The organism is Hydrogenophaga sp. T2 (assembly GCF_049843535.1).
Taxonomy (GTDB): domain Bacteria; phylum Pseudomonadota; class Gammaproteobacteria; order Burkholderiales; family Burkholderiaceae_C; genus Hydrogenophaga; species Hydrogenophaga crocea.
Genome location: NZ_JBBHZJ010000007.1, coordinates 190,309 through 213,729, shown reverse-complemented (window position 1 = coordinate 213,729; position 23,421 = coordinate 190,309). Strand labels below are relative to the sequence as shown.

At 69.7% G+C, this 23,421-nt stretch carries 20 protein-coding genes and 1 pseudogene; 14 read left to right on the top strand and 7 right to left on the bottom strand.

What is annotated here, in order from left to right; all coding sequences use genetic code 11:
- Window position 1: 1 nt before the first annotated feature.
- The 6 genes from infB to WDZ95_RS17310 are packed head-to-tail and all read left to right on the top strand — an operon-like array spanning window position 2 to window position 8,208.
- The gene (infB, locus tag WDZ95_RS17335) at window positions 2–2,860 is read left to right on the top strand and encodes a translation initiation factor IF-2 (protein ID WP_425780243.1); all 2,859 of its coding nucleotides are present in this window, start codon (window positions 2–4) and stop codon (window positions 2,858–2,860) included.
- A gap of 24 nt (window positions 2,861–2,884) precedes the next feature.
- Window positions 2,885–3,262: a 30S ribosome-binding factor RbfA gene (rbfA, locus tag WDZ95_RS17330; protein WP_166226701.1), complete on the top strand. Its 378-nt coding sequence runs from the start codon at window positions 2,885–2,887 to the stop codon at window positions 3,260–3,262.
- Complete coding sequence (truB, locus tag WDZ95_RS17325; protein ID WP_425780241.1) at window positions 3,262–4,239, top strand: tRNA pseudouridine(55) synthase TruB; 978 nt, start codon at window positions 3,262–3,264, stop codon at window positions 4,237–4,239. The genes rbfA and truB overlap by 1 nt, the downstream gene beginning before the upstream one ends.
- Complete coding sequence (gene typA, locus WDZ95_RS17320; RefSeq protein WP_166226699.1) at window positions 4,236–6,062, top strand: translational GTPase TypA; 1,827 nt, start codon at window positions 4,236–4,238, stop codon at window positions 6,060–6,062. The genes truB and typA overlap by 4 nt, the downstream gene beginning before the upstream one ends.
- Window positions 6,063–6,069: 7 nt before the next feature.
- Window positions 6,070–7,086 (top strand): DMT family transporter, encoded by a 1,017-nt coding sequence (locus tag WDZ95_RS17315; protein WP_425780239.1) that lies wholly within the window; start codon window positions 6,070–6,072, stop codon window positions 7,084–7,086.
- Window positions 7,087–7,110: 24 nt separating this feature from the next.
- A complete protein-coding gene (locus tag WDZ95_RS17310; protein WP_425780237.1) occupies window positions 7,111–8,208 on the top strand; it encodes an enoyl-CoA hydratase/isomerase family protein in 1,098 nt (365 codons plus the stop codon).
- A gap of 14 nt (window positions 8,209–8,222) precedes the next feature.
- Here WDZ95_RS17310 and WDZ95_RS17305 read toward each other — a convergent pair whose 3' ends face one another.
- Together WDZ95_RS17305 and WDZ95_RS17300 are read right to left on the bottom strand one after the other, a co-directional pair.
- Window positions 8,223–9,248, bottom strand: coding sequence for a hypothetical protein (locus tag WDZ95_RS17305; protein WP_425780235.1), 1,026 nt, complete (start codon window positions 9,246–9,248; stop codon window positions 8,223–8,225).
- Between the two features lie 134 nt (window positions 9,249–9,382).
- Window positions 9,383–10,465: a quinone-dependent dihydroorotate dehydrogenase gene (locus WDZ95_RS17300; protein ID WP_166226695.1), complete on the bottom strand. Its 1,083-nt coding sequence runs from the start codon at window positions 10,463–10,465 to the stop codon at window positions 9,383–9,385.
- A gap of 41 nt (window positions 10,466–10,506) precedes the next feature.
- On the opposite strand from WDZ95_RS17300, the gene rpiA reads away from it, so the two are divergent.
- Window positions 10,507–11,178: a ribose-5-phosphate isomerase RpiA gene (gene rpiA, locus WDZ95_RS17295; RefSeq protein ID WP_425780232.1), complete on the top strand. Its 672-nt coding sequence runs from the start codon at window positions 10,507–10,509 to the stop codon at window positions 11,176–11,178.
- A gap of 9 nt (window positions 11,179–11,187) precedes the next feature.
- Here the strand turns inward: rpiA and WDZ95_RS17290 are convergent, their stop codons facing one another.
- The 3 genes from WDZ95_RS17290 to WDZ95_RS17280 are packed head-to-tail and all read right to left on the bottom strand — an operon-like array spanning window position 11,188 to window position 14,459.
- On the bottom strand, window positions 11,188–11,838 hold the full coding sequence (locus tag WDZ95_RS17290; protein WP_425780230.1) for a glutaredoxin family protein: 651 nt from the start codon (window positions 11,836–11,838) through the stop codon (window positions 11,188–11,190).
- A 28-nt stretch (window positions 11,839–11,866) separates the two neighbouring features.
- Entirely contained in the window at window positions 11,867–13,930 is a 2,064-nt protein-coding gene (locus tag WDZ95_RS17285) for a M3 family metallopeptidase (protein WP_425780228.1), read from the bottom strand.
- A 58-nt stretch (window positions 13,931–13,988) separates the two neighbouring features.
- On the bottom strand, window positions 13,989–14,459 hold the full coding sequence (locus WDZ95_RS17280; RefSeq protein WP_425780226.1) for a YhbY family RNA-binding protein: 471 nt from the start codon (window positions 14,457–14,459) through the stop codon (window positions 13,989–13,991).
- A 40-nt stretch (window positions 14,460–14,499) separates the two neighbouring features.
- Between WDZ95_RS17280 and WDZ95_RS17275 the strand changes: the two genes are divergently transcribed.
- From WDZ95_RS17275 to WDZ95_RS17255, 5 genes and pseudogenes are all read left to right on the top strand, one after another.
- Entirely contained in the window at window positions 14,500–15,165 is a 666-nt protein-coding gene (locus WDZ95_RS17275) for an RlmE family RNA methyltransferase (RefSeq protein WP_425780333.1), read from the top strand.
- Window positions 15,166–15,326: 161 nt separating this feature from the next.
- Window positions 15,327–17,240 (top strand): ATP-dependent zinc metalloprotease FtsH, encoded by a 1,914-nt coding sequence (ftsH, locus tag WDZ95_RS17270; protein WP_425780224.1) that lies wholly within the window; start codon window positions 15,327–15,329, stop codon window positions 17,238–17,240.
- A gap of 83 nt (window positions 17,241–17,323) precedes the next feature.
- Complete coding sequence (folP, locus tag WDZ95_RS17265) at window positions 17,324–18,148, top strand: dihydropteroate synthase (protein ID WP_425780222.1); 825 nt, start codon at window positions 17,324–17,326, stop codon at window positions 18,146–18,148.
- A gap of 62 nt (window positions 18,149–18,210) precedes the next feature.
- Complete coding sequence (gene glmM / locus WDZ95_RS17260; RefSeq protein WP_287469850.1) at window positions 18,211–19,545, top strand: phosphoglucosamine mutase; 1,335 nt, start codon at window positions 18,211–18,213, stop codon at window positions 19,543–19,545.
- A 2-nt stretch (window positions 19,546–19,547) separates the two neighbouring features.
- A pseudogene (locus WDZ95_RS17255) lies at window positions 19,548–19,808 on the top strand (GNAT family N-acetyltransferase); the annotation flags it as partial.
- 27 nt (window positions 19,809–19,835) lie between these two features.
- Here the strand turns inward: WDZ95_RS17255 and WDZ95_RS17250 are convergent.
- Window positions 19,836–21,041 carry an exo-beta-N-acetylmuramidase NamZ family protein gene (locus WDZ95_RS17250; RefSeq protein ID WP_425780220.1) on the bottom strand — a complete coding sequence of 402 codons (1,206 nt, stop codon included), beginning with the start codon at window positions 21,039–21,041 and terminating at the stop codon, window positions 19,836–19,838.
- A 21-nt stretch (window positions 21,042–21,062) separates the two neighbouring features.
- Window positions 21,063–21,593, bottom strand: a complete 531-nt coding sequence (locus WDZ95_RS17245) for a DOMON-like domain-containing protein (RefSeq protein WP_425780218.1) — start codon at window positions 21,591–21,593, stop codon at window positions 21,063–21,065.
- A 108-nt stretch (window positions 21,594–21,701) separates the two neighbouring features.
- On the opposite strand from WDZ95_RS17245, the gene WDZ95_RS17240 reads away from it, so the two are divergent.
- Together WDZ95_RS17240 and WDZ95_RS17235 are read left to right on the top strand one after the other, a co-directional pair.
- Entirely contained in the window at window positions 21,702–22,487 is a 786-nt protein-coding gene (locus tag WDZ95_RS17240; protein WP_425780216.1) for a GNAT family N-acetyltransferase, read from the top strand.
- Window positions 22,487–23,407: a UDP-2,3-diacylglucosamine diphosphatase gene (locus WDZ95_RS17235; RefSeq protein ID WP_425780214.1), complete on the top strand. Its 921-nt coding sequence runs from the start codon at window positions 22,487–22,489 to the stop codon at window positions 23,405–23,407. Before WDZ95_RS17240 ends, WDZ95_RS17235 begins: the two co-directional genes overlap by 1 nt.
- The last annotated feature ends 14 nt before the right edge of the window (window positions 23,408–23,421 follow it).

Here is a 23,421-nt window from a genome sequence, read left to right as displayed (position 1 = left end):
CATGACCAGTACCACCGTCGCCGAATTCGCCGCCGAATTGAACAAACCCGCCTCCGTGCTGCTCGAGCAGCTCACGGCCGCGGGTGTGCGCAAGACCGCGCCGTCCGATCCCATCACCGAAGCCGACAAGCAGCGCCTGCTGGGCCACCTGCAGGCCGCACACGGCACCGCCAGCGGCGAGCGCAAAAAGATCACGCTGGTCAAGAAGTCCACGTCCGAGATCAAGCAGGCCGACGCCATGGGCCGTGCGCGCACGATCCAGGTCGAGGTGCGCAAGAAGCGCACCTTCATCAAGCGCGATGACGAGCCCACGACGACCGAGGCCGAGGCGCCCGCGGCCGAACCCGCGGTGCCCGCGATCGACCCGGCCGAGCTGGCCCGCCGCGAGGAAGAGGCCCGCCGCCAGGCCGAGCTGATCCGCCGCCAGGAAGAAGAGCTGGCCGCCAAGCGCGCCGCGCGTGAAGCCGAAGAGGCCCGCGCCGCCGAAGCCGCGGCCGCCGCCAAGGCCGCGGCCGAAGCCGCTGCGGCCGCCAAAGCCGCGGCCGACGCCGCCACGCCCAAAGAGGCCGCTGCGCCGGCCGCCGAAGCCGCTGCCCCGGCCAAGCCCGTGGCCGTGAAGGTCAAGGGTCCGGACAAGGAAGCCGCCGCTGCGGCCGCCGCGGCCAAGGCCGCCGAAGACAAGAAGGCTGAAGAGGCGCGCGCGGCCGACCTGCTCGAGCGCCGCCGCAAGGCCGAAGCCGAGGCCGCGAACATCCGCGCCATGATGGCCGCGCCCGCGAAGACGCTGGTGGCCAAGAAGCCCGAGCCCGCGCCCGACGCGAAGGCCGGCCTCAAGGGCACGCTGCACAAGCCCGCGGGCACGCCCACCAAGGCGCCCGCGGCCGCCACGCCGGCCGCGCCCGGCACGGCCGGCAAGAAAGAGGTCAAGTCGGAGAACCTGTCTTCCACCTGGAAGGACGACGCGGCCAAGAAGAAAGAGATCAAGACCCGTGGCGACACCAGCTCGGGCCGCAGCAACTGGCGCAGCGGGCCCAAGGGCCGCCGCGGCGACAGCCGCGACAGCCGCGACGGCCAGGGCAGCTTCCAGGCGCCCACCGAGTTCAAGCAGATCGAGGTGCACGTGCCCGAGACCATCACGGTGGCCGAACTCGCGCACAAGATGGCGGTGAAATCGTCCGAGGTGATCAAGCAGCTCATGAAGCTGGGCCAGATGGTCACCATCAACCAGTCGCTCGACCAGGACACCGCGATGATCCTGGTGGAAGAACTGGGCCACAAGGCGGTGCAGGCCGCCCTCGACGACCCCGAGGCCTTCACCGAAGAAGAGGTGCAGGGCCAGCAGGCCGAGGCGCTGCCGCGCGCTCCCGTGGTCACCGTCATGGGCCACGTGGACCACGGCAAGACCTCGCTGCTCGACTACATCCGCCGCGCCAAGGTGGCCGCGGGCGAAGCCGGCGGCATCACGCAGCACATCGGCGCCTACCACGTGGACACGCCGCGCGGCATGGTGACCTTCCTCGACACCCCGGGTCACGAGGCCTTCACGGCCATGCGTGCGCGCGGTGCCCAGGCCACCGACATCGTGATCCTGGTCTGCGCCGCCGACGACGGCGTGATGCCGCAGACCAAGGAAGCCATCAAGCACGCCAAGGCCGCGGGCGTTCCCATCGTGGTCGCCATGACCAAGGCCGACAAGCCCGAAGCCAACATCGAGCGCGTGAAGTCCGAGCTCGTGGGCGAAGAGGTGGTGCCCGAGGAATTCGGTGGTGAATCGCCCTTCGTGGCGGTGTCGGCCAAGACCGGCCTGGGCATCGACGAACTGCTCGAGCAGGTGCTGCTGCAGGCCGAGGTGCTCGAGCTCAAGGCCCCGGTGGACGCCATGGCCAAGGGCCTGGTGATCGAAGCCCGCCTCGACAAGGGCCGCGGCGCCGTGGCCACCGTGCTGGTGCAGAGCGGCACGCTCAAGGTCGGCGACGTGGTGCTGGCGGGCCAGACCTCGGGCCGCGTGCGCGCCATGCTCGACGAGAACGGCCGCAACACCAAGGAAGCCGGCCCCTCGATTCCGGTGGAGATCCAGGGCCTGGCCGAAGTGCCGCAGGCCGGCGACGAGTTCATGGTGATGGCCGACGAGCGCCGCGCGCGCGAGATCGCCACCTACCGCGCGGGCAAGTACCGCAGCACCAAGCTCGCCAAGCAGCAGGCCGCCAAGCTCGAGAACATGTTCGCCGACATGTCGGCGGGCGAGGTCAAGACCCTGCCCATCATCCTCAAGGCCGACGTGCAGGGCTCGCAGGAGGCCCTGGCCGCCGCGCTGCTCAAGCTCTCGACCGAAGAGGTGCGGGTGCAGCTCGTGTACGCGGGCGTGGGCGGCATCAGCGAGAGCGACATCAACCTCGCGATCGCCTCGGGCGCCGTGGTCATCGGCTTCAACGTGCGCGCCGATGCCGGTGCGCGCAAGCTGGCCGAGGGCAACGAGATCGACCTGCGCTACTACAACATCATCTACGACGCGGTCGACGAGCTGAAGGCGGCCATGTCCGGCATGCTCGCCCCCGAGAAGCGCGAAGAGGTCATCGGCATGGCCGAGATCCGCACGGTGTTCGTGGCCTCCAAGATCGGTACCGTGGCCGGCTGTATGGTCACCTCGGGCCAGGTCACGCGCTCGGCCCACTACCGGCTGCTGCGCGACAACGTGGTGGTGCACACGGGCGAGCTCGAGTCGCTCAAGCGCCTCAAGGACGACGTGCGCGAGGTCAAGGAAGGCTTCGAGTGCGGTATCAAGCTGCGCAACTACAACGACATCAAAGAGGGCGACCAGCTCGAGTTCTTTGAGGTCAAGGAAGTGGCGCGCACGCTGTAAGCACCCCGGCAAAGCGAGATTCCCATGCCCCGCAAGGCGTCTTCCGTTCCCAACCGCGGCTACCGCGTGGCCGACCAGATCCAGCGCGATCTGGCCGAGCTGATCGCGCGCGAGTTGAAGGACCCGCGCGTGGGCATGGTCACGCTCAACGCGGTCGAGGTCACGCCCGACTACGCGCACGCCAAGGTCTTCTTCAGCCTGCTCACCGGCAACCCGGAGGAAACCGCCGAAGGCCTCAACGCCGCGGCCGGCTTCCTGCGCAACGCGCTGTTCAAGCGCCTGCACATCCACACCGTGCCCACGCTGCACTTCGTGTTCGACCGCACCACCGAGCGCGCGGCCGACATGAACGCCTTGATCTCCAAGGCCGTGGCTTCGCGTTCCAAGAACGAGGACGAGTGATGCACGCGCCACGCACCAGGGTGCAACGGCGCCCTGTGCATGGGGTGTTGTTGCTCGACAAGCCGCTGGGTCTTTCCAGCAACCAGGCCTTGCAGAAGGCCAAGTGGCTGCTGCGCGCCGAGAAAGCCGGCCACACCGGCACGCTCGACCCGCTGGCCACCGGCGTGCTGCCGCTGTGTTTCGGCGCGGCCACCAAGTTCAGCCAGCTCCACCTCGACGCCGACAAGACCTACGAGACCACGGTTCGCCTGGGCGTGCGCACCAGCACGGCCGACGCCGAGGGCGAGGTGATCGCCACGCGCGCGGTGCAATGCAGCGTGGGCCAGGTGGTCGAGGTGCTCGACCGCTTCATGGGCGAGATCGAGCAGGTGCCGCCCATGCACAGCGCGCTCAAAAAAGACGGCAAGGCCCTCTACGAATACGCGCGCGATGGCGAAACCGTGGAACGCGCGCCGCGCCGCGTGACCATCCACGAGATCGAGCTGCTCGACATGCGACTCGATGGCGACGCGCCGCAGCTGCGCCTGCGCGTGGTCTGCAGCAAGGGCACCTACATCCGCACCCTGGGCGAAGACATCGGCGAAGCCCTGGGCTGCGGCGGCCACCTGATCGCGCTGCGCCGCGTGGCCACCGGCCCCTTCAGCGTGACCGACGCGATCACGCTCGAGGCCTTCGAGGCCCTGCCCGAAGCGCAGCGCCTGGCGGCGCTGCGGCCGGTCGATGCGCTGCTTGGCGGTCACGAGCGGGTCACGCTCGATGCCGAGCATGCCGGGCGCTTTCTGAGCGGCGTGCGCCGCCGCGGCGACTGGCCCAACCGCGAGCGCGTGGCCGTGTTCGGCCCCGCCGCCTCGCCCGCACACCCCCAAGCCGTTCTGCTGGGCACCGCCCACACGCAGGGCGGTGAACTCATTCCGGGCCGCTTGCTGAGCCCGACCGACATCCAGCAAATCCTCGACACCTCAGAGGCCACACCATGAGCAGACCCATCCGCAACATCGCCATCATTGCCCACGTCGACCACGGCAAGACCACCATGGTCGACCAGCTGCTGCGCCAGTCGGGCACCTTCGCCGAACACGAGAAGGTGGTCGACACCGTGATGGACAACAACGCCATCGAACGCGAGCGCGGCATCACCATCCTCGCCAAGAACTGCGCGGTGAGCTGGAAGGGCACGCACATCAACATCGTCGACACCCCGGGCCACGCGGACTTCGGCGGCGAGGTCGAGCGCGCGCTGTCCATGGTCGACGGCGTGCTGCTGCTGATCGACGCCCAGGAAGGCCCCATGCCGCAGACCCGCTTCGTGACCAAGAAGGCGCTGGCCCTGGGCCTCAAGCCCATCGTGGTGGTGAACAAGGTCGACAAGCCCGGCGCCAACCCCGACAAGGTCATCAACGCCGCCTTCGACCTGTTCGACAAGCTCGGCGCCACCGACGAACAGCTCGACTTCCCCGTGGTCTACGCCTCGGGCATCAACGGCTGGTCCTCGCTCGAAGAAGGCCCGGCCGGCGAGCAGTGGGGCCCCGACATGTCGGCCCTGTTCGAGACCGTGCTCAAGCACGTGCCGGCGCACCAGGGCGATCCCGCCGCGCCGCTGCAGCTGCAGATCTCCGCGCTCGACTACTCGAGCTTCGTGGGCCGCATCGGCGTGGGCCGCATCAGCGCCGGCACCATCAAGCCCGCCATGGACGTGCTCGTGATGGAAGGGCCGGACGGCAAGAGCTTCAAGGGCCGCGTCAACCAGGTGCTGACCTTCCAGGGCCTGGACCGCGTGCAGGCCCCCGAAGCCGGCCCCGGCGACATCGTGCTCATCAACGGCATCGAGGACATCGGCATCGGCGTGACGCTGACCGACCCCGCCAACCCGCAGCCGCTGCCCATGCTCAAGGTGGACGAGCCCACGCTGACCATGAACTTCTGCGTCAACACCAGCCCGCTGGCCGGCCGCGAAGGCAAGTTCGTCACCAGCCGCCAGATCTGGGACCGCCTGCAGAAAGAGCTGCAGAGCAACGTGGCCCTGCGCGTGAAGGCCACCGACGAAGACGGCGTGTTCGAGGTCTCGGGCCGCGGTGAACTGCACCTGACCATCCTGCTCGAGAACATGCGCCGCGAGGGCTACGAGCTGGCCGTGTCCAAGCCGCGCGTGGTGTTCAAGGAAGAGAACGGCGAACGCCTGGAGCCGATCGAACTCGTCACCGCCGACATCGAGGAAGCCCACCAGGGCGCCGTGATGCAGGCCCTGGGCGAGCGCAAGGGCGAGCTGCTCAACATGGACCCGGACGGCCGCGGCCGCGTGCGCCTGGAGTACCGCATTCCGGCGCGCGGCCTGATCGGCTTCAGCAACGAGTTCCTCAACCTCACGCGCGGCTCGGGCCTGATCGCCAACATCTTCGACGGCTACGAGCCGCACAAGGGCGAGGTGGCCGGCCGCAAGAACGGCGTGCTCATCAGCATGGACGACGGCGAGATCTTCAACTACGCGCTCGGCAAGCTCGACGACCGCGGCCGCATGTTCGTGAAGGCCAACGACCCGGTGTACGAAGGCATGATCGTGGGCATCCACAGCCGCGACAACGATCTCGTGGTCAACGCCACCCGCACCAAGCAGCTCACCAACTTCCGCGTCAGCGGCAAGGAGGACGCGATCAAGATCACGCCGCCGATCCAGCTCACGCTCGAGTACGGCGTCGAGTTCATCGAAGACGACGAGCTGGTCGAGATCACGCCCAAGAGCATCCGCCTGCGCAAGCGCTTCCTGAAGGAGCACGAGCGCAAGCGCGCCAGCCGCGAAGCCTGATCCCGCCATGCCGTTTCGCGCGCTCAGCCGCCTGACGCACACGCAGGCGGTGCTGCTCATGGTCGCGGTCACCCTCATGTGGTCGATCGCGGGCGTGGTGTCGCGCCAGCTCGAATCGGCGGCGCGTTTCGAGGTCACGTTCTGGCGCAGCGCCTTCACCGCGCTGTCGCTGCTGCTGATCCTGCCGCTGTGGCGCGCGGCCGACCGCGCGAACGGCGCGCTGGTGCCCAAGGCGGGCGAGGGCCTGCTGCACCGCCATTGGGGCGTGCTGCCCGGCTCCACCCCGTTCTGGATCAGCGGCCTGTGCTGGAGCGTGATGTTCACCGCCTTCATGCTGGCGCTGACCTTCACCACCGTCGCCAACGTGCTCATCATCATGTCGGTGGGCCCGCTGCTCACGGCGCTGGTGGCGCGTTTCACGCTCGGCCAGCGCCTGGCGCTGCGCACCTGGGCGGCCATCGTGGCCGCGGGCCTGGGCATCGTCTACATGTACGGCAGCCAGTTCCTGCAGGCCTTCGGCGACGCGGCCGTGGACACCGGCGCGCTGGTGGCCGGCTCGCTCGCGGCGCTGTGCGTGCCGACGGCCGCGGCGATCAACTGGACCGTGGTACAGCGCAGCCAGACCCACGGCGAAAAGATCGACCTCGTGCCCTCGGTGCTGCTCGGCGCGCTGGTGTCTTCCTTGTTCACGCTGCCGCTCGCGCTGCCCTTCAACGCCACCGCGGCCGACATCGGCTGGCTCGCGCTGCTGGGCCTGGTGCAGCTGGCCATTCCCTGCGCGCTGGCCGTGGTCTGCGCGCGTTCGCTCAAGGCGCCCGAGGTCTCGCTGCTGGCCCTGCTCGAAGTGATCTTCGGCATCCTGTTGGCCTGGCTGGGCGCGGGCGAATCGCCCGGTCGCGAGGTGCTGCTCGGTGGCACGCTGGTGATCGGTGCGCTGGTCGTCAACGAACTGCTGGGCTGGCGTTCGCGCAGCGGCGCGCCCCGCATCCAGACGCTGGAATCGTCACCCCAGCGACCCGACTGAGTTTTTTCGCAGGAGAGATTGGTCATGTCCTCGCCCGAGCCCACCGTCATCGTCGAAGTCCAGGGCCGTGTCGGCCTGATCACGCTCAACCGCCCCAAGGCCCTCAACGCCTTGTCGCTCGAGATGATCCGCGCGCTCGGCGCCGCGCTGATCGCGTGGCGCGACGATCCGGGCGTGATCGCGGTGGCCATTCGCGGTGTCAACAAGGAAGGCCCGTTCGGCGCCTTCTGCGCGGGCGGCGACATCCGTTTCTTCCACCAGGCCGCGCTGGCCGGCAACCCCGAGCTCGAAGACTTCTTCACCGAGGAATACGCGCTCAACCACCTGATCCACACCTACCCCAAGCCCTACATCGCCTTCATGGACGGCATCTGCATGGGCGGAGGCATGGGCATCAGCCAGGGCGCGAGCCTGCGTGTGATCACCGAGCGCAGCAAGCTCGCCATGCCCGAGACCAACATCGGCCTGTTCCCGGACGTCGGCGGCGGCTACTTCCTGAGCCGCTGCAGCGGCCACCTGGGCGAGTACCTCGCGCTCACGGGCCGCGTGCTGCAGGGCCGCGAAGCGCTGAGCGCGGGCCTGGCCGACGGGCACATCGAGGCGCAGCGCCTGCCCAACCTCTGGGCCAGCCTGGGTACCACGCCGTTCGAAAACGGCGAGGCGGTGCAGCGCTGGGTCGAGAGCCACCTGCAGACCGCCGCGCCCGCGGCGCCCTGGCCGGTGGCGCAAGTGAACGCCGCGTTCGGGCAGGCCAGCGTGCCCGCCATCGTCGCGGCGCTCGAAGGCGCGGCCAGCGACGCCTGGGCCGCCGATACCCTGGCCACGCTGCGCCAGCGATCGCCGCTGATGCTGCACGTGGTGCTCGAGCAGATCCGCCGCGCGCGCGGCATGGGCCTGGCCGACGACCTGCGCATGGAACGCAACCTGGTGCGCCGCTGCTTCCACCTGCGCCCGGGCGCGGCGAGCGAAACGGTGGAAGGCATCCGCGCGCTCGCGGTCGACAAGGACCACAGCCCGCAGTGGAATCCGGCCCGCATCGAGGACGTGAGCCCCGAACGGGTGGCGGCCTTCTTCGAGCCGCCCTGGCCCGCGTTCGCGCACCCGCTGCGCGCGCTGGGCTGACTCGGCGACCCCGGTCAGTCGCCCACGGCCAGGCACGCGCCGATGGCCTCGTGGGCCGCCCGGATGGCCGTTTGAAGCGGCACCGGGGCCTTGGCGTCCCCCTCGGGTGCCTTGCCGTTCACCGCCTGCTGGATGACCCGGTTGCAGAAGCTCAGGTGCGCGCGCTGGTCCGGGGGCAGGTGCTGCACCTGGGTGAACGCATCGGAAAACGGCGCCAGCACGTTCCGGTAGAAGAGGGCGCTGCCGAGTGCGCGGGCGTTGGCGTGGGCCTCGCGGTCGGGAAACCGCCGCTGCATGGCGGCCAGGGCGGCACCCAGCCCCAGACCGTCGAGCCCTTGCTGCAGGGACGCGAGGAAGGAGACCGCGAGGGCGGTGCTCCGCGCGAGCAGCTCGCACAAGGCGTCCAGCCTCGCGGGGTCATCGGCCAGTGCGGCCGTGTCCAGTTTGCTGCCGCCCCCCAGGGTCGGCCACGCCGGCACCCCACATCGGCTGGCCTCGATCACGAGCGCCTCGGGCGATGCGGGCATGTGTTCGAGAAAGTGGCTCTTGAGGGCGCGCGAGGTGCAGCTGTCGTTGCGAAGCAGGGTCTCGGTGGGCTTGAGTTCGTCGATGCAGGCCACGATCTGCACGCCGAGCGGCCAGGTGGCGCGTTCGGCATCTTCGGCCTCCCGGGTGGCGCGGCGTTGCGCGGCATCACCGTGGACCGGCTCGTCGCGGGATGCGTCGCGTGGGGATCGGCTCACCGTTTCCCACACCTCGCTCAGGCGTTGCCTGAGGCTCGAAAGTCGCGGGGTGCGCGGGCTGGTCACACCGGTCTTGACGGGACTCGAGTTGCGCGAGGCGCTGGGCGATGGGCGCACCGACACCGTGCGTGGGCCGTCGAGTTCTTCAGACCGCTTCAGGCTCTTTCGCTTGTCGATCCGGGGCAGGGGCGGCAGCGCGTAGCCCTGCTCGGGCCGAACCGGCGGCGCCGGCTCTTGCGGGGGGTGCCGGGGCGCGTGCGGGGTGGCAATGGGTTGGCGGTACGTGCCGATGGACACCCTTTTCTTTTCCATGGGAAGGCGCTGGCGTTGCGGTTGACGGACACGGTCCTGTGTCCATCCCCCGCCAGGGCGGTTCCTCCCCGATCCCCACCAATCCGTTTGCCTTGGGCCGGCGCCAGCCGGCGGCACCCTCAGCGCCTGAGCGCGGCGATCGCCTGCGCCGATTCGCGCACCAGCGCCGGCCCGCGGTAGATCAGGCCGGTGTAGATCTGCACCAGGTCCGCGCCCGCGGCGATCTTGCTCACGGCGTCGTCGGCGCTCAACACACCGCCCACGCCGATGATGGGAAAGCCCGGGCCCAGCGCCGCGCGCAGCGCGCGGATCACGCGGTTGCTTGCTTCGAGCACCGGCGCGCCCGAGAGGCCGCCGGTTTCCCCGGCATGGCGCAGGCCCTTGACGGCCTCACGCGAGAGCGTGGTGTTGGTGCCGATCACGCCCAGCGCGCCGGTGGCGCTGCCGTCGCTGCCGCAGCCGTGGCGCTTGAGCGTGGCCGCGATCACCGCGATCTGCGCGTCGTCGAGATCGGGCGCGATCTTCACGAACACCGGAATGTGCCGGCCGTGGCGCTGCGCGAGCTGTTCGCGCCGCTCCATCACCGCGCCCAGCAGCGCGTCGAGCGCCGCGTCGCTCTGCAGGCTGCGCAGGTTCTGGGTGTTGGGGCTGGAGATGTTGACGGTGACGTAGTCGGCGTGCGGGTAGACGCCGTCGAGGCAGGTCAGGTAGTCGTCGGTGGCGCGCTCGATCGGCGTGCTCGCGTTCTTGCCGATGTTCAGACCCAGGCGCATGGGCGTGCCGCCGCGCTCGGCGCGAAAGCGCGCGCGCTGCACGTTGGCCAGGAAGGCGTCCAGGCCTTCGTTGTTGAAGCCCAGGCGGTTGATCAGCGCCTGGCGCTCGGGGATGCGGAACATGCGCGGCTTCGGGTTGCCCGGCTGGCCCTTGGGCGTCACCGTGCCGACCTCGACGAAGCCGAAGCCCATGGCGGCCAGGCCGTCGATGCAGCGCGCGTTCTTGTCGAGCCCGGCGGCCAGGCCCACGCGGTTGGGAAAGCCCAGTCCCGCGAGCGTGAAGGGATCGTTCACGCGCGGCTCGCTGTAGAGGCAGGTGAGCGGCGAATGCTGCAGCCGCGCGATCGCGCCCAGCGTGAGTTCGTGGGCCGCCTCCGGGTCCATGCCGAAGAGGAAGGGGCGCGCCGCGCCGTAGGGAAGGAGTGACATCGGATAATCCGCAGCTTTAGACCAACCCGCAATTCTCGCAAATGACCCAAGACGAACTCAAAGCCCTGGTGGGCCAGGCGGCCCTGCAATACGTGACGCCGGGCGAGATCGTGGGCGTGGGCACGGGCTCCACGGTCAACAAGTTCATCGAGGCGCTCGCCACCCTCAAGGACCGCGTGCCGGGCGCCGTGTCGAGCTCCGAGGCGTCGACCGCGCGCCTGAAGGCCATCGGCATTCCCGTGCTCGAGGCCAACGCGGTCGAAAGCATCGGCGTCTACATCGATGGCGCCGACGAGATCGACGGCCAGGGCCACATGATCAAGGGCGGCGGCGCCGCGCTCACGCGCGAGAAGATCGTCGCGGCCCAGTCGCGCCGCTTCGTGTGCATCGCCGACGAATCCAAGCTGGTCGCCACGCTGGGCGCGTTCCCGCTGCCGGTGGAGGTGATCCCCATGGCCACGGCGCGCGTGATCCGCCAGTTCGCGGCGTTCGGCGGCCAGGCCCGCGTGCGCCTGAAGGACGGCGTGCCCCTCGTGACCGACAACGGCCAGCACATCGTCGACGTGACCGGCCTGAAGATCAGCGACCCGCTGGGCTTCGAGAGCGAAGTGAACCAGTGGCCCGGTGTGGTCACGGTGGGCGTTTTCGCGCACCAGAAGGCCAGTGTGTGCCTGCTGGGCACGGCCGAGGGCGTGCGCACCCTCAGCTTCTGAGCGCCCGGCTCAGAAGCGGATGCCTGCCGGGTTGCTCGGCGGGGGCGTCACGGGCACCTCGGCCGGCGCGGTGGGCGCCGTGCTGTCGTTGCCGCGCGCGGCACCCGACGGGGCCGCATTGCCGGCCGCGGGCGCAACGTCGACCAGCGGGCTGGGGGCCGCGCGGCGGTAGCCGGGTGGCAACGCCGACTGCGCCGGGTAACCGGCCGCGTTCAGGTACTGCGTCCATTCGGCGTCGGAATAACCGCGCAGCCGCTGCGAGCCGATCGACAGCAGGGGCAGCGAGGCCTCGCCGGCCAGCCGCTTGAGCGCCTCCACGTCTTCTGCCGTGGTGACGGTTTTTTCGGTGTAGGGGATGCCGCGCGCGTTGAGCAGGTTGCGGCCGCTGTTGCACGGGGCGCAGTCCTTGCCCGTGTAGAGCACGACCGGATAGCGCGTGGCGGTCTGACGCAGTTCGAAGGGGAGTTGTGCGCCGCCGCCGGTGCCGGCAGCGCCCGGGGTCACGGCCTGGGGCCGGCTGCCGTTGTTGGCGGGCGGAGGCTGGTCCGAGAAGCTCACGCGGCCATCGGGCCCGACGATGCGGTAGACGCCCTGGGCGGAGGCGGACAGGGCGGCCCCCAGGCTCAAACTGACGACGAACAGCGCGGTGCGGGTCTTCATGGGTGTCGGTGGACGGGGGTGGCGGGACTCAGGCCATGCCCTGGTGGCGCAGCAAGGCGTCGATCGACGGCTCGCGGCCACGGAAGGCCGTGAACGATTCCATCGCAGGACGGCTGCCCCCGGCTTCCAGAATCGACCGGCGGTAGCGGCGACCGGTTTCAACGTCCAGGGTGCTGTGGCCGTTTTGCCGCGCGGCCTCCTCGAAGGCCGCGTAGGCGTCGGCGCTCAGCACCTCGGCCCACTTGTAGCTGTAGTAGCCGGCCGAGTAGCCGCCCGCGAAGATGTGGCTGAATGTGTGCGGCGTGCGGCTGTAGGCCGGCGGCTGCAGCACGGCCACCTCGCGGCGCACGGCGTCGAGCAGGGCCATGATGGCCGCGCCGTCGGCGGGCGGGGGCGTCTGGCTGTGCAGCAGCATGTCGAACAGCGCGAACTCCACCTGGCGCAGGGTCTGCAGGCCGCTCTGGAAGTTCTTGGCCGCGAGCATCTTGTCGAACAGCGAGCGCGGCAGCGGGGCGCCGGTGTCCACGTGGGCCGTCATGTGGCGCAGCACCTCCCATTCCCAGCAGAAGTTCTCCATGAACTGGCTGGGCAGCTCCACCGCGTCCCATTCGACGCCGCTGATGCCCGAGACATCGCGCTCCTCGACCTGCGTGAGCATGTGGTGCAGGCCATGGCCGAACTCGTGGAAGAGGGTGATGACGTCGTCGTGCGTGAGCAGCGCGGGCTTGCCGTCGACGCCCTCGGCGAAGTTGCACACCAGGTGCGCCACGGGCGTCTGCAGGGCGCCGTTGTCGGGGCGGCGCCAGCGCGCACGCACGTCGTCCATCCAGGCGCCGCCGCGCTTGCCGGTGCGCGCGCCGGGGTCGAGGTAGAACTGGCCGACCAGGCGGCCGTCGCGCTCGATGCGGTAGAACTCCACGCCCGGGTGCCAGGTGGGTGCGCTGTCCTTGCGGATGGCCACCTCGAACAGGGTCTCGACGATGTGGAACAGGCCTGCGAGCACCTTGGGCGCGGTGAAGTAGGGCTTGACCTCCTGCTCGCTGAAGGCATAGCGCGCTTCCTTGAGCTTCTCGCCGATGTAGGGCCAGTCCCAGGCCTGGGGATCGGCCAGGCCGAGTTCCTTGGCCGCGAAGTCGCGCATGTCGGCCAGATCCCGCTCGGCGAACGGGCGCGCCTTGTGTGCCAGGTCGCGCAGGAAGGCGATCACCTGCTCGGGCGAATCGGCCATCTTGGGCACCAGCGAGACGTCGGCGAAGTGGCGGTGGCCGAGCAGTTGCGCCTCTTCGTGGCGCAGCGCGAGCAGCTCGACCATGATGGCCGAGTTGTCGAACTGCCTGGCCTCGGACTGCTCGCTGGCGCGCGTCACGTAGGCGCGGTACAGGCGCTCGCGCAGCGCGCTGTTGTGGGCGAACTGCATCACGGGCAGGTACACCGGCATCTTGAGCGTGAGCTTGTGGCCGGGTTGCTGGTCGGCGCGCGCGGCCGCGGCCGTGGCCTGCAGCACGTCGTCGGGCACGCCGGCGAGCTCGTCGGCGCCCACGTAGATGGCGAAAGCATCGGTGGCGTCGAGCGCGTTCTCGCTGAACTTCTGCGCCAGCTCGGCCGAGCGTTCCTGGATGTCGGCGAAGCGCGCCTTGTCGGCGCCCTTGAGCTCGGCGCCGCCGAGCACGAAGCCGCGCAGCGCATTGCGCCGGGCCTGCACCTGTTCGGCATTGAGGGTGCCGGGATCCATGGCCTTGTACTTGGCGTACAGGCGCTCGTCGGCGCCCAGGCGGGTCCAGAACTCGGTGACTTTGGGCAGGGCCGCGTTGTAGGCGGCGCGCAGGGCCGGTGTATCGGCCACGCTGTTGAGATGGCTCACCGCGCCCCAGGCGCGCGAGAGGCGCTCGGTCGCGACGTCGAGCGTGGCAGCCAGGCGGGCCCAGTCGGCGGGGAAATCGGGGGCGGTGGCGGTCCGCAGGGCCCGGTCGGCCTCGTCCAGCAGGGTGTCGATTGCCGGGCCGACCAGCTCGGGCGCGATGGCGTCGAAGCGCGGCAGGTCGGAGAAATCGAGCAGGGGGTTGAGCTGGCTGGGATCGGTGCGGACGTTCATGGCGGCTCAGATGGGTGGTTGGGGCGGGGGTTTCAAGCGCCGGACCAAAGGTCCGCGCTCACTGGCCGGACTTCTTGACGCTCTTCTGGCGCACCTTGGCTCGCTTGACCTGGCCACCCGGGGTGAGGCGCTGGTTGCCCAGCACGCGCACGACTTTGATCTCGGGCTTCTGGCCCGGGCGCTTGCCGAACTTGAGCACCTTGACGTCCTTGGGGCCGGGCTTGCGGTCTTCGTCGGGCGCACGCTCCTTCTCGGGCATGGGGCGCCACAGCACCAGCAGCTTGCCGATGTGCTGGATGGGCGCGGCGTCGAGCGCGTCGGCCAGTTGTTCGAGCATGGACTCGCGCAGGGCACGGTCGTCGCTGAGCACGCGCACCTTGATCAGGCCGTGGGCCTTGAGCGCGGCGTCGGCTTCTTTCTGCACGGCGGGGGTGAGGCCATCGTTGCCGATGTGGACCACGGGGTCGAGGTGGTGGGCCTCGGCGCGGTGGACTTTGCGTTGGGCGGGGGTGAGGGTGATGGCGGGCATGGGAGAATTATCGGCTACCCACACCCGAGACCCCATGGGCATCAAGGTTCAAACCCAGAGCAAGAAGGTCAACAAGGCCTGGCTCAACGAGCACGTGAACGACCCCTACGTGCGCCAGGCCCAGAAAGACGGCTACCGCGCGCGTGCGGCCTACAAGCTCAAGGAGATCGACGAGAGCCTGGGGCTGGTGCGCCCCGGCATGGCCATCGTCGACCTGGGCAGCACCCCGGGCGCCTGGAGCCAGTACCTGCGCCGGCGCCTGAGCCCGCAGGGCGCTGCCGTTGGTCAGCTCGATGGCACCATCGTGGCGCTCGACCTGCTGCCCATGGAGCCGATCGAGGGCGTGCACTTCATCCAGGGTGATTTCCGCGAAGAGGCCGTGCTGGCCGGGCTGCAGGCCACCCTGGCCGCCAAGGGCATCGGCAAGCTCGATCTGGTGGTGTCCGACATGGCGCCCAACCTCTCGGGCATCGCCGACACCGACGCCGCGCGCATCGAATTGCTGATCGAGCTCGCGGTGGATTTCGCCCGCCAGCAGCTCAAACCCGAGGGCGCGCTGGTGGTCAAGCTGTTCCACGGCGGGGCCTACGAGCCCATGGTGGCGCTGTTTCGCGACACCTTCCGGGTGGTCAAGCCGGTCAAACCCAAGGCCAGCCGCGACAAATCGGCGGAAACCTTCCTGGTGGGCCGCGGTCTGAAGGCCTGAAACGGCCCGCCGGCCAGCCGTTTGGCAGCCGGGTCGTGACAAAAGCTAACCCGGCGATTGACATTGCCTTGTCACGCCAGGGCAGGAGGGGCACTTGAAAGTCCTAGAATGCCCGGCATATGCGTTTGTGCTGGCACCGCCCGTGTGCTTAGGAGTTCTCTTTGAACAACCAGTGGTTCTCGAAAATTGCCGTGTGGATGGTCATCGCCATGGTGCTGTTCACCGTCTTCAAGCAATTCGACGGTCGCAGCACGGCAGGGGCCGGCTACATCGGCTATTCCGAATTCCTTGACCAGGTCAAGGCGCGCCAGATCAAGAGCGCCACCATCCAGGAAGGCCAGGGCGGCACCGAGATCGTGGCCGTCACGCAAGACGACCGCCGCGTGCGCACCACCGCCACCTACCTCGACCGCGGCCTGGTGGGCGACCTGATCCACTACGACGTGAAGTTCGATGTGCGTCCGCGCGAAGAGGGTTCGCTGCTCATGACGCTGCTCGTGAGCTGGGGCCCCATGCTGCTGCTGATCGGGGTCTGGATCTACTTCATGCGCCAGATGCAGGGCGGCGGCAAGGGCGGCGCCTTCAGCTTCGGCAAGAGCAAGGCGCGCATGCTCGACGAGAACAACAACACCGTCACCTTCGCCGACGTCGCGGGCTGCGACGAGGCCAAGGAAGAGGTCAAGGAGGTCGTCGACTTCCTGAAAGACCCGCAGAAATTCCAGAAGCTGGGCGGTCGCATTCCGCGCGGCCTGCTGCTGGTCGGCCCCCCGGGCACCGGCAAGACGCTGCTGGCCAAGTCCATCGCTGGCGAAGCCAAGGTGCCGTTCTTCAGCATTTCGGGCTCCGATTTCGTGGAGATGTTCGTCGGCGTGGGCGCGGCCCGCGTGCGCGACATGTTCGAAAACGCCAAGAAGAACGCGCCCTGCATCATCTTCATCGACGAGATCGACGCCGTGGGCCGCCAGCGTGGCGCAGGCCTGGGCGGCGGCAACGACGAGCGCGAGCAGACCCTCAACCAGATGCTGGTCGAGATGGACGGCTTCGAGACCAACCTGGGCGTGATCGTGGTGGCCGCCACCAACCGCCCCGACATCCTCGACGCCGCGCTGCTGCGTCCGGGCCGCTTCGACCGCCAAGTCTACGTGACGCTGCCCGACATCCGCGGCCGCGAGCAGATCCTCAACGTGCACATGCGCAAGATCCCGCTGGGCACCGACGTGAACGCCGCCATCATTGCGCGCGGCACGCCGGGCATGAGCGGCGCCGACCTGGCCAACCTCTGCAACGAGGCCGCGCTCATGGCCGCGCGCCGCAACGCGCGCACCGTGGAAATGCAGGACTTCGAGAAGGCCAAGGACAAGATCCTCATGGGCCCCGAGCGCAAGAGCATGGTCATGCCCGAGGAAGAGCGCCGAAACACCGCCTATCACGAGGCGGGCCACGCCCTGATCGGCAAGCTGCTGCCCAAGTGCGACCCGGTGCACAAGGTCACCATCATCCCGCGCGGCCGCGCGCTGGGCGTGACCATGAGCCTGCCCGAGAAAGACCGCTACAGCTACGACCGCGAGTACATGCTCAACCAGATCAGCATGCTGTTCGGCGGCCGCATCGCGGAAGAGGTGTTCATGAACCAGATGACCACCGGCGCCAGCAACGACTTCGAGCGCGCCACGCACATCGCGCGCGACATGGTGATGCGCTACGGCATGACCGACGCGCTGGGCCCCATGGTCTACGCCGAAAACGAGGGCGAGGTCTTCCTGGGCCGCTCGGTCACCAAGACCACCAACATCTCCGAGCAGACGATGCAGAAGGTCGACGCCGAGGTGCGCCGCATCATCGACGAGCAGTACGCCGAGGCGCGCCGCCTGATCGAGGAGCACAGCGACAAGATGCACGCCATGGCCAAGGCCCTGCTCGAATGGGAAACCATCGACGGCGAACAGCTCGACGACATCATGGCCGGCAAGCCGCCGCGCCCGCCCAAGGACTGGACGCCCCGCAACCCCGTGGGTGGCGGTGGCAGCGGCGGCACGCCCGCCGTGTCGCCCGACGCGGCACCGAACGCGGCCTGATCCGCGCGACCCACCTCAATGGGGCCTTCGGCCCCCTTGCCATTCGGGGCCTTCGGGCCCCGTTGCCATTTCAGAGGCCTCCCATGCGCTGGACCACCACCCGTTTCGACATCGACCTGAGCGAGCCCCAGGTGATGGGCATCGTCAACGTCACGCCCGACTCGTTCTCGGACGGTGGCCGCCATGCCGGCACCGCGGCCGCGCTGGCCCATGCCGAGGCGCTGCTCGCACAGGGCGCACACATCCTGGACATCGGCGGCGAATCCACGCGCCCGGGCAGCCCCGCGGTGCCGCTCGACGAAGAACTGGCGCGCGTGCTGCCCGTGGTGCGCGAGGCCGTGAAGCTCGGGGTGCCGGTGTCGGTGGACACCTACAAGCCCGAGGTGATGCGCGCCGTCCTCGACCTGGGCGCCGACATCGTCAACGACATCTGGGCCCTGCGCCGCGGTGACGCGCTGGCGGTGGTGGCGGCCCACCCACGCGCGGGCGTGTGCCTCATGCACATGTACCGCGACCCGCAGACCATGCAGGTGGCGCCCATGGACGGCGACGTGCTGCCCGCCGTGCGCAGCTTCCTGCGCGAGCGCGCGCAGGCGCTGCAGGCCCTGGGCGTGGCGCGCGAGCGCATCGTGTTCGACCCGGGCGTGGGCTTCGGCAAGACCGTGGCGCAGAACTTCAGCCTGCTCGCGCGCCAGCGCGAACTGCTCGACGACGGCTTCGCGCTGCTGGCCGGCTGGTCGCGCAAATCCTCGCTGGGCGCGGTCACGGGCATCGAAACGCCGGCCGCGCGCGTGCACGCCAGCGTGACCGCGGCTGTGCTGGCCGTGGACCGGGGCGCGCACGTGGTGCGTGTGCACGATGTCCGCGAAACCGTCGAAGCGTTGAAGGTCTGGCGCGCCGCGCGTTGAAGCCGGGTGCCGCGCCCCGATAATCCGCGCGTCACACAAAACACCCGCGAGGAGAAGCACCCATGGCCCGCCAGTATTTCGGCACCGACGGCATCCGAGGCACCGTCGGCCAGGCGCCCATCACCCCCGATTTCGTGCTGCGCCTGGCCCATGCGGTCGGCCGCGTGCTCAAGCGCCAGCAGGCCCACCCCACGGTGCTGATCGGCAAGGACACGCGCATTTCGGGCTACATGCTCGAGGCCGCGCTCGAATCGGGCTTCAACTCGGCCGGGGTCGACGTGGTGCTGCTGGGCCCCGTGCCCACGCCGGCCGTGGCCTACCTCACGCGCGCGCAGCGCGCCAGCCTGGGCGTGGTGATCTCGGCCAGCCACAACCCTTTCGCCGACAACGGCATCAAGTTCTTCAGCGCCAAGGGCACCAAGCTGCCCGACCAGTGGGAACTCGATGTGGAGGCCGCGCTCGACGAGCCGCCCGTGTGGGTGCCCGCGGCCGAACTCGGCAAGTCGCGCCGGCTCGACGACGCGGCGGGCCGCTACATCGAGTTCTGCAAGAGCACCTGCTCGCACAACCTGAGCCTGCGCGGGCTCAAGATCGTGGTCGACGGCGCGAACGGCGCGGCGTACCACATCGCGCCCTCGGTGTTCCACGAACTCGGCGCCGAGGTGGTGAAGATCGGCTGCACGCCCGACGGCCTCAACATCAACGCCGGCGTGGGTGCGACCCACCCCGAGGCGCTGATCGATGCGGTGAAGCAACACGGCGCCGACTATGGCATCGCGCTCGACGGTGATGCCGACCGCCTGCAGATGACCGACCGCCAGGGCCGGCTCTACAACGGCGACGAACTGCTTTACCTCATGACCATGGACCGCCTGGCGCGCGACGAAGACGTGCCCGGCGTGGTGGGCACGCTCATGACCAACATGGCGGTGGAGGTGGCGCTGAAAGCACGCGGCGTGCAGTTCGTGCGCGCCAAGGTCGGCGACCGCTATGTGCTCGAAGAGCTCGACAAACGCGGCTGGCTGCTCGGCGGCGAAGGTTCGGGCCACCTGCTGGTGCTCGACCGCCACACCACCGGTGACGGCCTGGTCTCGGCGCTGCAGGTGCTGCACGCCTGCGTGGACAGCGGCAAGAGCCTGGCGCAACTGCTGGCCGACGTGACCCTGTTCCCGCAGACGCTGATCAACGTGCGTCTGCAGCCCGGCCAGGACTGGAAAACCAATGCGCGACTGGCGAGTGAAACCCAGGCGGTGGAAGCCGAGCTCGGCGACAGCGGCCGCGTGCTGATCCGCGCGAGCGGCACCGAACCGCTGGTGCGCGTGATGGTGGAAGCGCGCGATGCCGCGATGGCCCAGCGCTGCGCCGAGCGCCTGGCCGACACGCTGCGCACCGCCTGATAGGCTTCTCCACCTCCAAAGGCCGGCCGCTGGTGAACGTGCACGACGTGGCCGTGCTCGCAAGCCACCGCGGCCGCGGCATTGCCGAACAGATGCTGCGCGCGGTCGAGCAGGAGGCGCGCCGGCGCGGCGCGTGCAAGCTCACGCTCGAGGTGCTCTCGGGCAACCGGCCGGCGATGCGGCTCTACGAGCGCATCGGCTTCGCGGGTTACCAGCTCGATCCGGCCATGGGCACCGCCCAGTTCCTGCAGAAGTGGCTCTGAGCCGAGGCGCGGCCGCCGCGCCGCCGCTCAGTAGAGCAGGTGCGGCCGGCGCGCTTCCAGCCAGGCGGCTTCGTCTGCGCGCACGGCGTGGTCGAAGTCCTCGGGCGCGGCCGTCACATCGTCCACCCACTCGCGCAGCAGCGGGCTGCCGTTGATGAGGTCGATCGCCAGACGGTCGCGCTCGTACTCGTAGGGAAAGTCGCGCCACAGCGGGTAGTCGGGCCGTTGCAGGCGGATGGCGCGGAAGGCCAGGGTCTGCAGCCGCCAGGGCTGGAAGGCCGCGTGGTCGTAGTGCGCCGGGTCTTCGACGTGGATCTGCACGCCCGCGCAGAGCCGGCCCACGTGCTTGTGGAAGGTGGGCTCGAACCAGCATTCGCGCAACACGCAGCCGCGCAGCCATTGCGGGGCCAGCGCGTGCATGTCGCGCAGCAGGCGGGGGATGTCGAGATCGGGCGCGCCGAACAGCTCGAGCGGGCGCGTGGTGCCGCGGCCTTCGCTGAGCGTGGTGCCTTCGAGCATCACCGTGCCCGCGTAAGCGCGCGCCATGGAGAGGTTGGGGGCGTTCGGGCTCGGGTTGACCCAGCTGCGCTCGCCCAGCGGCCAGCCGAAGCCGGGCGCGGCCTCGGGCTGCCAACCCTGCATGGGGATCACGCGGTAGTCCAGGTCCAGCCCCAGCGTGGCCATGAACCAGTGGCCGAGCTCGCCCATGGTCAGGCCGTGGCGCATGGGCATGGGGCCCGCACCCACGAAGCTTTCCCAGCCCTCGCGCAGCGTGAAGCCCTCGACCGGGCGGCCCGCGGGGTTGGGGCGGTCGAGCACCCAGACCGCTTTGCCATGCTTCGCGGCCGCTTCGAGCACGTAGCGCAGCGTGGTGATGAAGGTGTAGATGCGGCAGCCCAGGTCCTGCAGGTCCACCAGCAGCACGTCGAAGCTGTCCATCATGGCGTCGGTGGGCCGGCGCACCTCGCCATACAGGCTGAACACCGGAATGCCCAGCCGCGGGTCGGTGAAGTCGGGCGACTCCACCATGTTGTCCTGCTTGTCGCCGCGCAGGCCGTGCTGCGGGCCGAAGGCCGCGCTGAGCTTCACCTCGGGCAGGGCCGCGAGCGCATCCAGCGCGTGCGTGAGGCCGCGCGTGACCGAGGCGGGGTGGGCGAGCAGGGCCACGCGCCGGCCCGCGAGGGGGGCGCGCAGGGTGGCATCGGCCACCAGTCGTTCGAGTCCGATCTGCATGGGTTCTGTGGGCGGCAAGGGTCAGCCCGCGGGCAGGTGCAAGGTCCAGCCCGCGCGGTCGTGGAAATCGGGTTTGTCCCCGGGGTGGCGCAGCGCCAGGTGCGCGAGGCGGCCGAGCGTGTCTTCGAGCACGGCGCTCAGCCCGATCTGCCAGGGGCCGTGGGGCAGGGCGCGGCGGTCGATCACCGCGATCAGGTCCATTCCGTCGGCCTGGTCCTGGCGGTCGATCAGGGGCGGCGGGGCGGCATCGGGGTCGCTGTCGCGTTCGCGTTCGGCGCGAAAGGCGTAGTGCGCCCACTGGCCCGAAGGCGCGAAATTGAACTCGTGGTACGCGGACACCCCCTCGGCGGCGACAAAGGCCTCGAAGCAGGTGTGCTGCCACAGGCCGTCGGCGCGGCCGCCGCGCGGTGCCGGCCAGCGCAGCAGGCGCATGTCGCCGCGCAGCCGGTAATGCAGCACCAGCTCGCGCGGCTCGGGCCGGCATTCCACCGTCAGCAGCAACGGGATCAGCGGTGACAGCGGGTGGGGCAAAAGGGTCAGTGGCGTGGTCACGGGCCGCATTGTGTCAGGCGCGTGCGCCGTGGCGGGAGCGCCGTGTGTCATCAAAGCTTCATGCCGTGGCCACGGGCCGGTCATGGCCGGCACCGAGCATGAAAGGCCATGGACACCCCCCCCATGCTGCACCTTCACCACCGGCCCCTGGCGACGCCGGTGCCCGCAACGGCCGCTGCCCCCTGGTCGGTGCGGTGGGCCCGCCACCTCGACGAAGTGCGCGCGGCCCAGCGCCTGCGCCACGCGGTGTTCGCGGGCGAGATGGGCGCGCGCCTGCGCAGCCCGCTGCCCGGCCACGACATCGACCTGTTCGACGATTACTGCGAGCACCTGCTGGTCACCCAGGCCGGCGGCGACGAAGTCATCGGCACCTACCGCGTGCTCACGCCAGCGCAGGCGCGCCGCGTGGGCAGCACCTACAGCGACACCGAGTTCGACCTCACGCGGCTGCGCCAGGTGCGCGATCGCATGGTCGAGCTGGGCCGCAGCTGCGTGCACCCCGATCACCGCAAGGGCGGCGTGATCCTCGCGCTGTGGAGCGCACTCGGCGGCTTCATGCAGCGCAACGGGCTCGACGTGATGATCGGTTGCGCGAGCGTGCCCATGCACCAGGACGGCCGCTACGCCGCGGGCCTGTGGCAGCGCCTGCGCCAGGACACGCTGGCCCCGATCGACTGGCAGGTGCGACCGCGCCTGCCGCTGCCGATCGACCGCATCGACCCCGCGCCCGGTGTGCAGCCCCCGGCGCTGGTCAAGGGCTATCTGCGGCTCGGCGCGAAGGTGATGGGCCCGCCCGCCTGGGACCCGGACTTCAACGTCGCCGACCTGCCACTGGTGATGCGCCTGCAAGACCTCGCGCCGCACCACCGCAAACACCTGCTGGGGGGCGGCTGATGCGCTCGGCCTTCGACCTGATGGGCGGCTGGGCGGCGCGTGCCAGCCTGCGCGAGGGCACGCCGGCCGCGCCGGTGCCCCTGGCCACCGACGCCGACGCCGACGACGGCACCCCCGACGGCCCGGAGCGTGCGCGCTACCGGGCCGTGTTCATTTCGGACCTGCACCTGGGCACCGCGGGCTGCCAGGCCGTGGAACTGCTCGAGTTCCTCAAGCAGCACCCGAGCGAAACGCTGTACCTGGTCGGCGACATCATCGATGGCTGGCAACTGCGCCGCAAATGGTTCTGGCCGCAGGCCCACAACGACGTGGTGCAAAAGCTGCTGCGGCGCTCGCGCAAGGGCTGCCGCGTGGTGTTCGTGCCGGGCAACCACGACGAATTCGCGCGCCAGTTCGACGGCCACCACTTCGGCGGCATCGAAGTGGCGAACGAGGCGGTGCACGTCACGGCCGACGGCCGCCGGCTCTGGGTGGTGCACGGCGACCACTTCGACGGCGTGATCCAGTGCGCCAAGTGGCTGGCCTACCTGGGCGACAACGCCTACGAGTTCCTGCTGCGCATGAACCGCCACCTCAATTCGCTGCGCGCCCGCATGGGCCTGCCGTACTGGTCGCTGTCGCAGTACCTCAAGCACAAGGTGAAGAAGGCGCTGAACTACGTGATGGACTTCGAGCGCGCCGTGGCCGCCGAAGCGCGCTCGCGCGGCTACCAGGGTGTGGTCTGCGGCCACATCCACCGGCCCGAGATGCGCACCATCGACGGCACGCTGTACTGCAATGACGGCGACTGGGTGGAGAGCCTGTCGGCCTTGGTCGAGCACCTCGACGGTCGGCTCGAACTGGTGCACTGGGCGCCCGGCGCCTTGCCTGGTCTGGTGGCCCCGGCCGGGGCGCAACGCCTGCCGGAAATGAGCGCCTGATCGCGGGGGTGGCG

Coding starts and splice junctions, on each gene's coding strand:
- infB (WP_425780243.1), top strand. CDS start 2: ATGACCAGTACCACCGTCGCCGAATTCGCCGCCGAATTGAACAAACCC.
- rbfA (WP_166226701.1), top strand. CDS start 2,885: ATGCCCCGCAAGGCGTCTTCCGTTCCCAACCGCGGCTACCGCGTGGCC.
- truB (WP_425780241.1), top strand. CDS start 3,262: ATGCACGCGCCACGCACCAGGGTGCAACGGCGCCCTGTGCATGGGGTG.
- typA (WP_166226699.1), top strand. CDS start 4,236: ATGAGCAGACCCATCCGCAACATCGCCATCATTGCCCACGTCGACCAC.
- WDZ95_RS17315 (WP_425780239.1), top strand. CDS start 6,070: ATGCCGTTTCGCGCGCTCAGCCGCCTGACGCACACGCAGGCGGTGCTG.
- WDZ95_RS17310 (WP_425780237.1), top strand. CDS start 7,111: ATGTCCTCGCCCGAGCCCACCGTCATCGTCGAAGTCCAGGGCCGTGTC.
- WDZ95_RS17300 (WP_166226695.1), bottom strand. CDS start 10,465: ATGTCACTCCTTCCCTACGGCGCGGCGCGCCCCTTCCTCTTCGGCATG.
- rpiA (WP_425780232.1), top strand. CDS start 10,507: ATGACCCAAGACGAACTCAAAGCCCTGGTGGGCCAGGCGGCCCTGCAA.
- WDZ95_RS17290 (WP_425780230.1), bottom strand. CDS start 11,838: ATGAAGACCCGCACCGCGCTGTTCGTCGTCAGTTTGAGCCTGGGGGCC.
- WDZ95_RS17285 (WP_425780228.1), bottom strand. CDS start 13,930: ATGAACGTCCGCACCGATCCCAGCCAGCTCAACCCCCTGCTCGATTTC.
- WDZ95_RS17280 (WP_425780226.1), bottom strand. CDS start 14,459: ATGCCCGCCATCACCCTCACCCCCGCCCAACGCAAAGTCCACCGCGCC.
- folP (WP_425780222.1), top strand. CDS start 17,324: ATGCGCTGGACCACCACCCGTTTCGACATCGACCTGAGCGAGCCCCAG.
- glmM (WP_287469850.1), top strand. CDS start 18,211: ATGGCCCGCCAGTATTTCGGCACCGACGGCATCCGAGGCACCGTCGGC.
- WDZ95_RS17250 (WP_425780220.1), bottom strand. CDS start 21,041: ATGCAGATCGGACTCGAACGACTGGTGGCCGATGCCACCCTGCGCGCC.
- WDZ95_RS17240 (WP_425780216.1), top strand. CDS start 21,702: ATGGACACCCCCCCCATGCTGCACCTTCACCACCGGCCCCTGGCGACG.
- WDZ95_RS17235 (WP_425780214.1), top strand. CDS start 22,487: ATGCGCTCGGCCTTCGACCTGATGGGCGGCTGGGCGGCGCGTGCCAGC.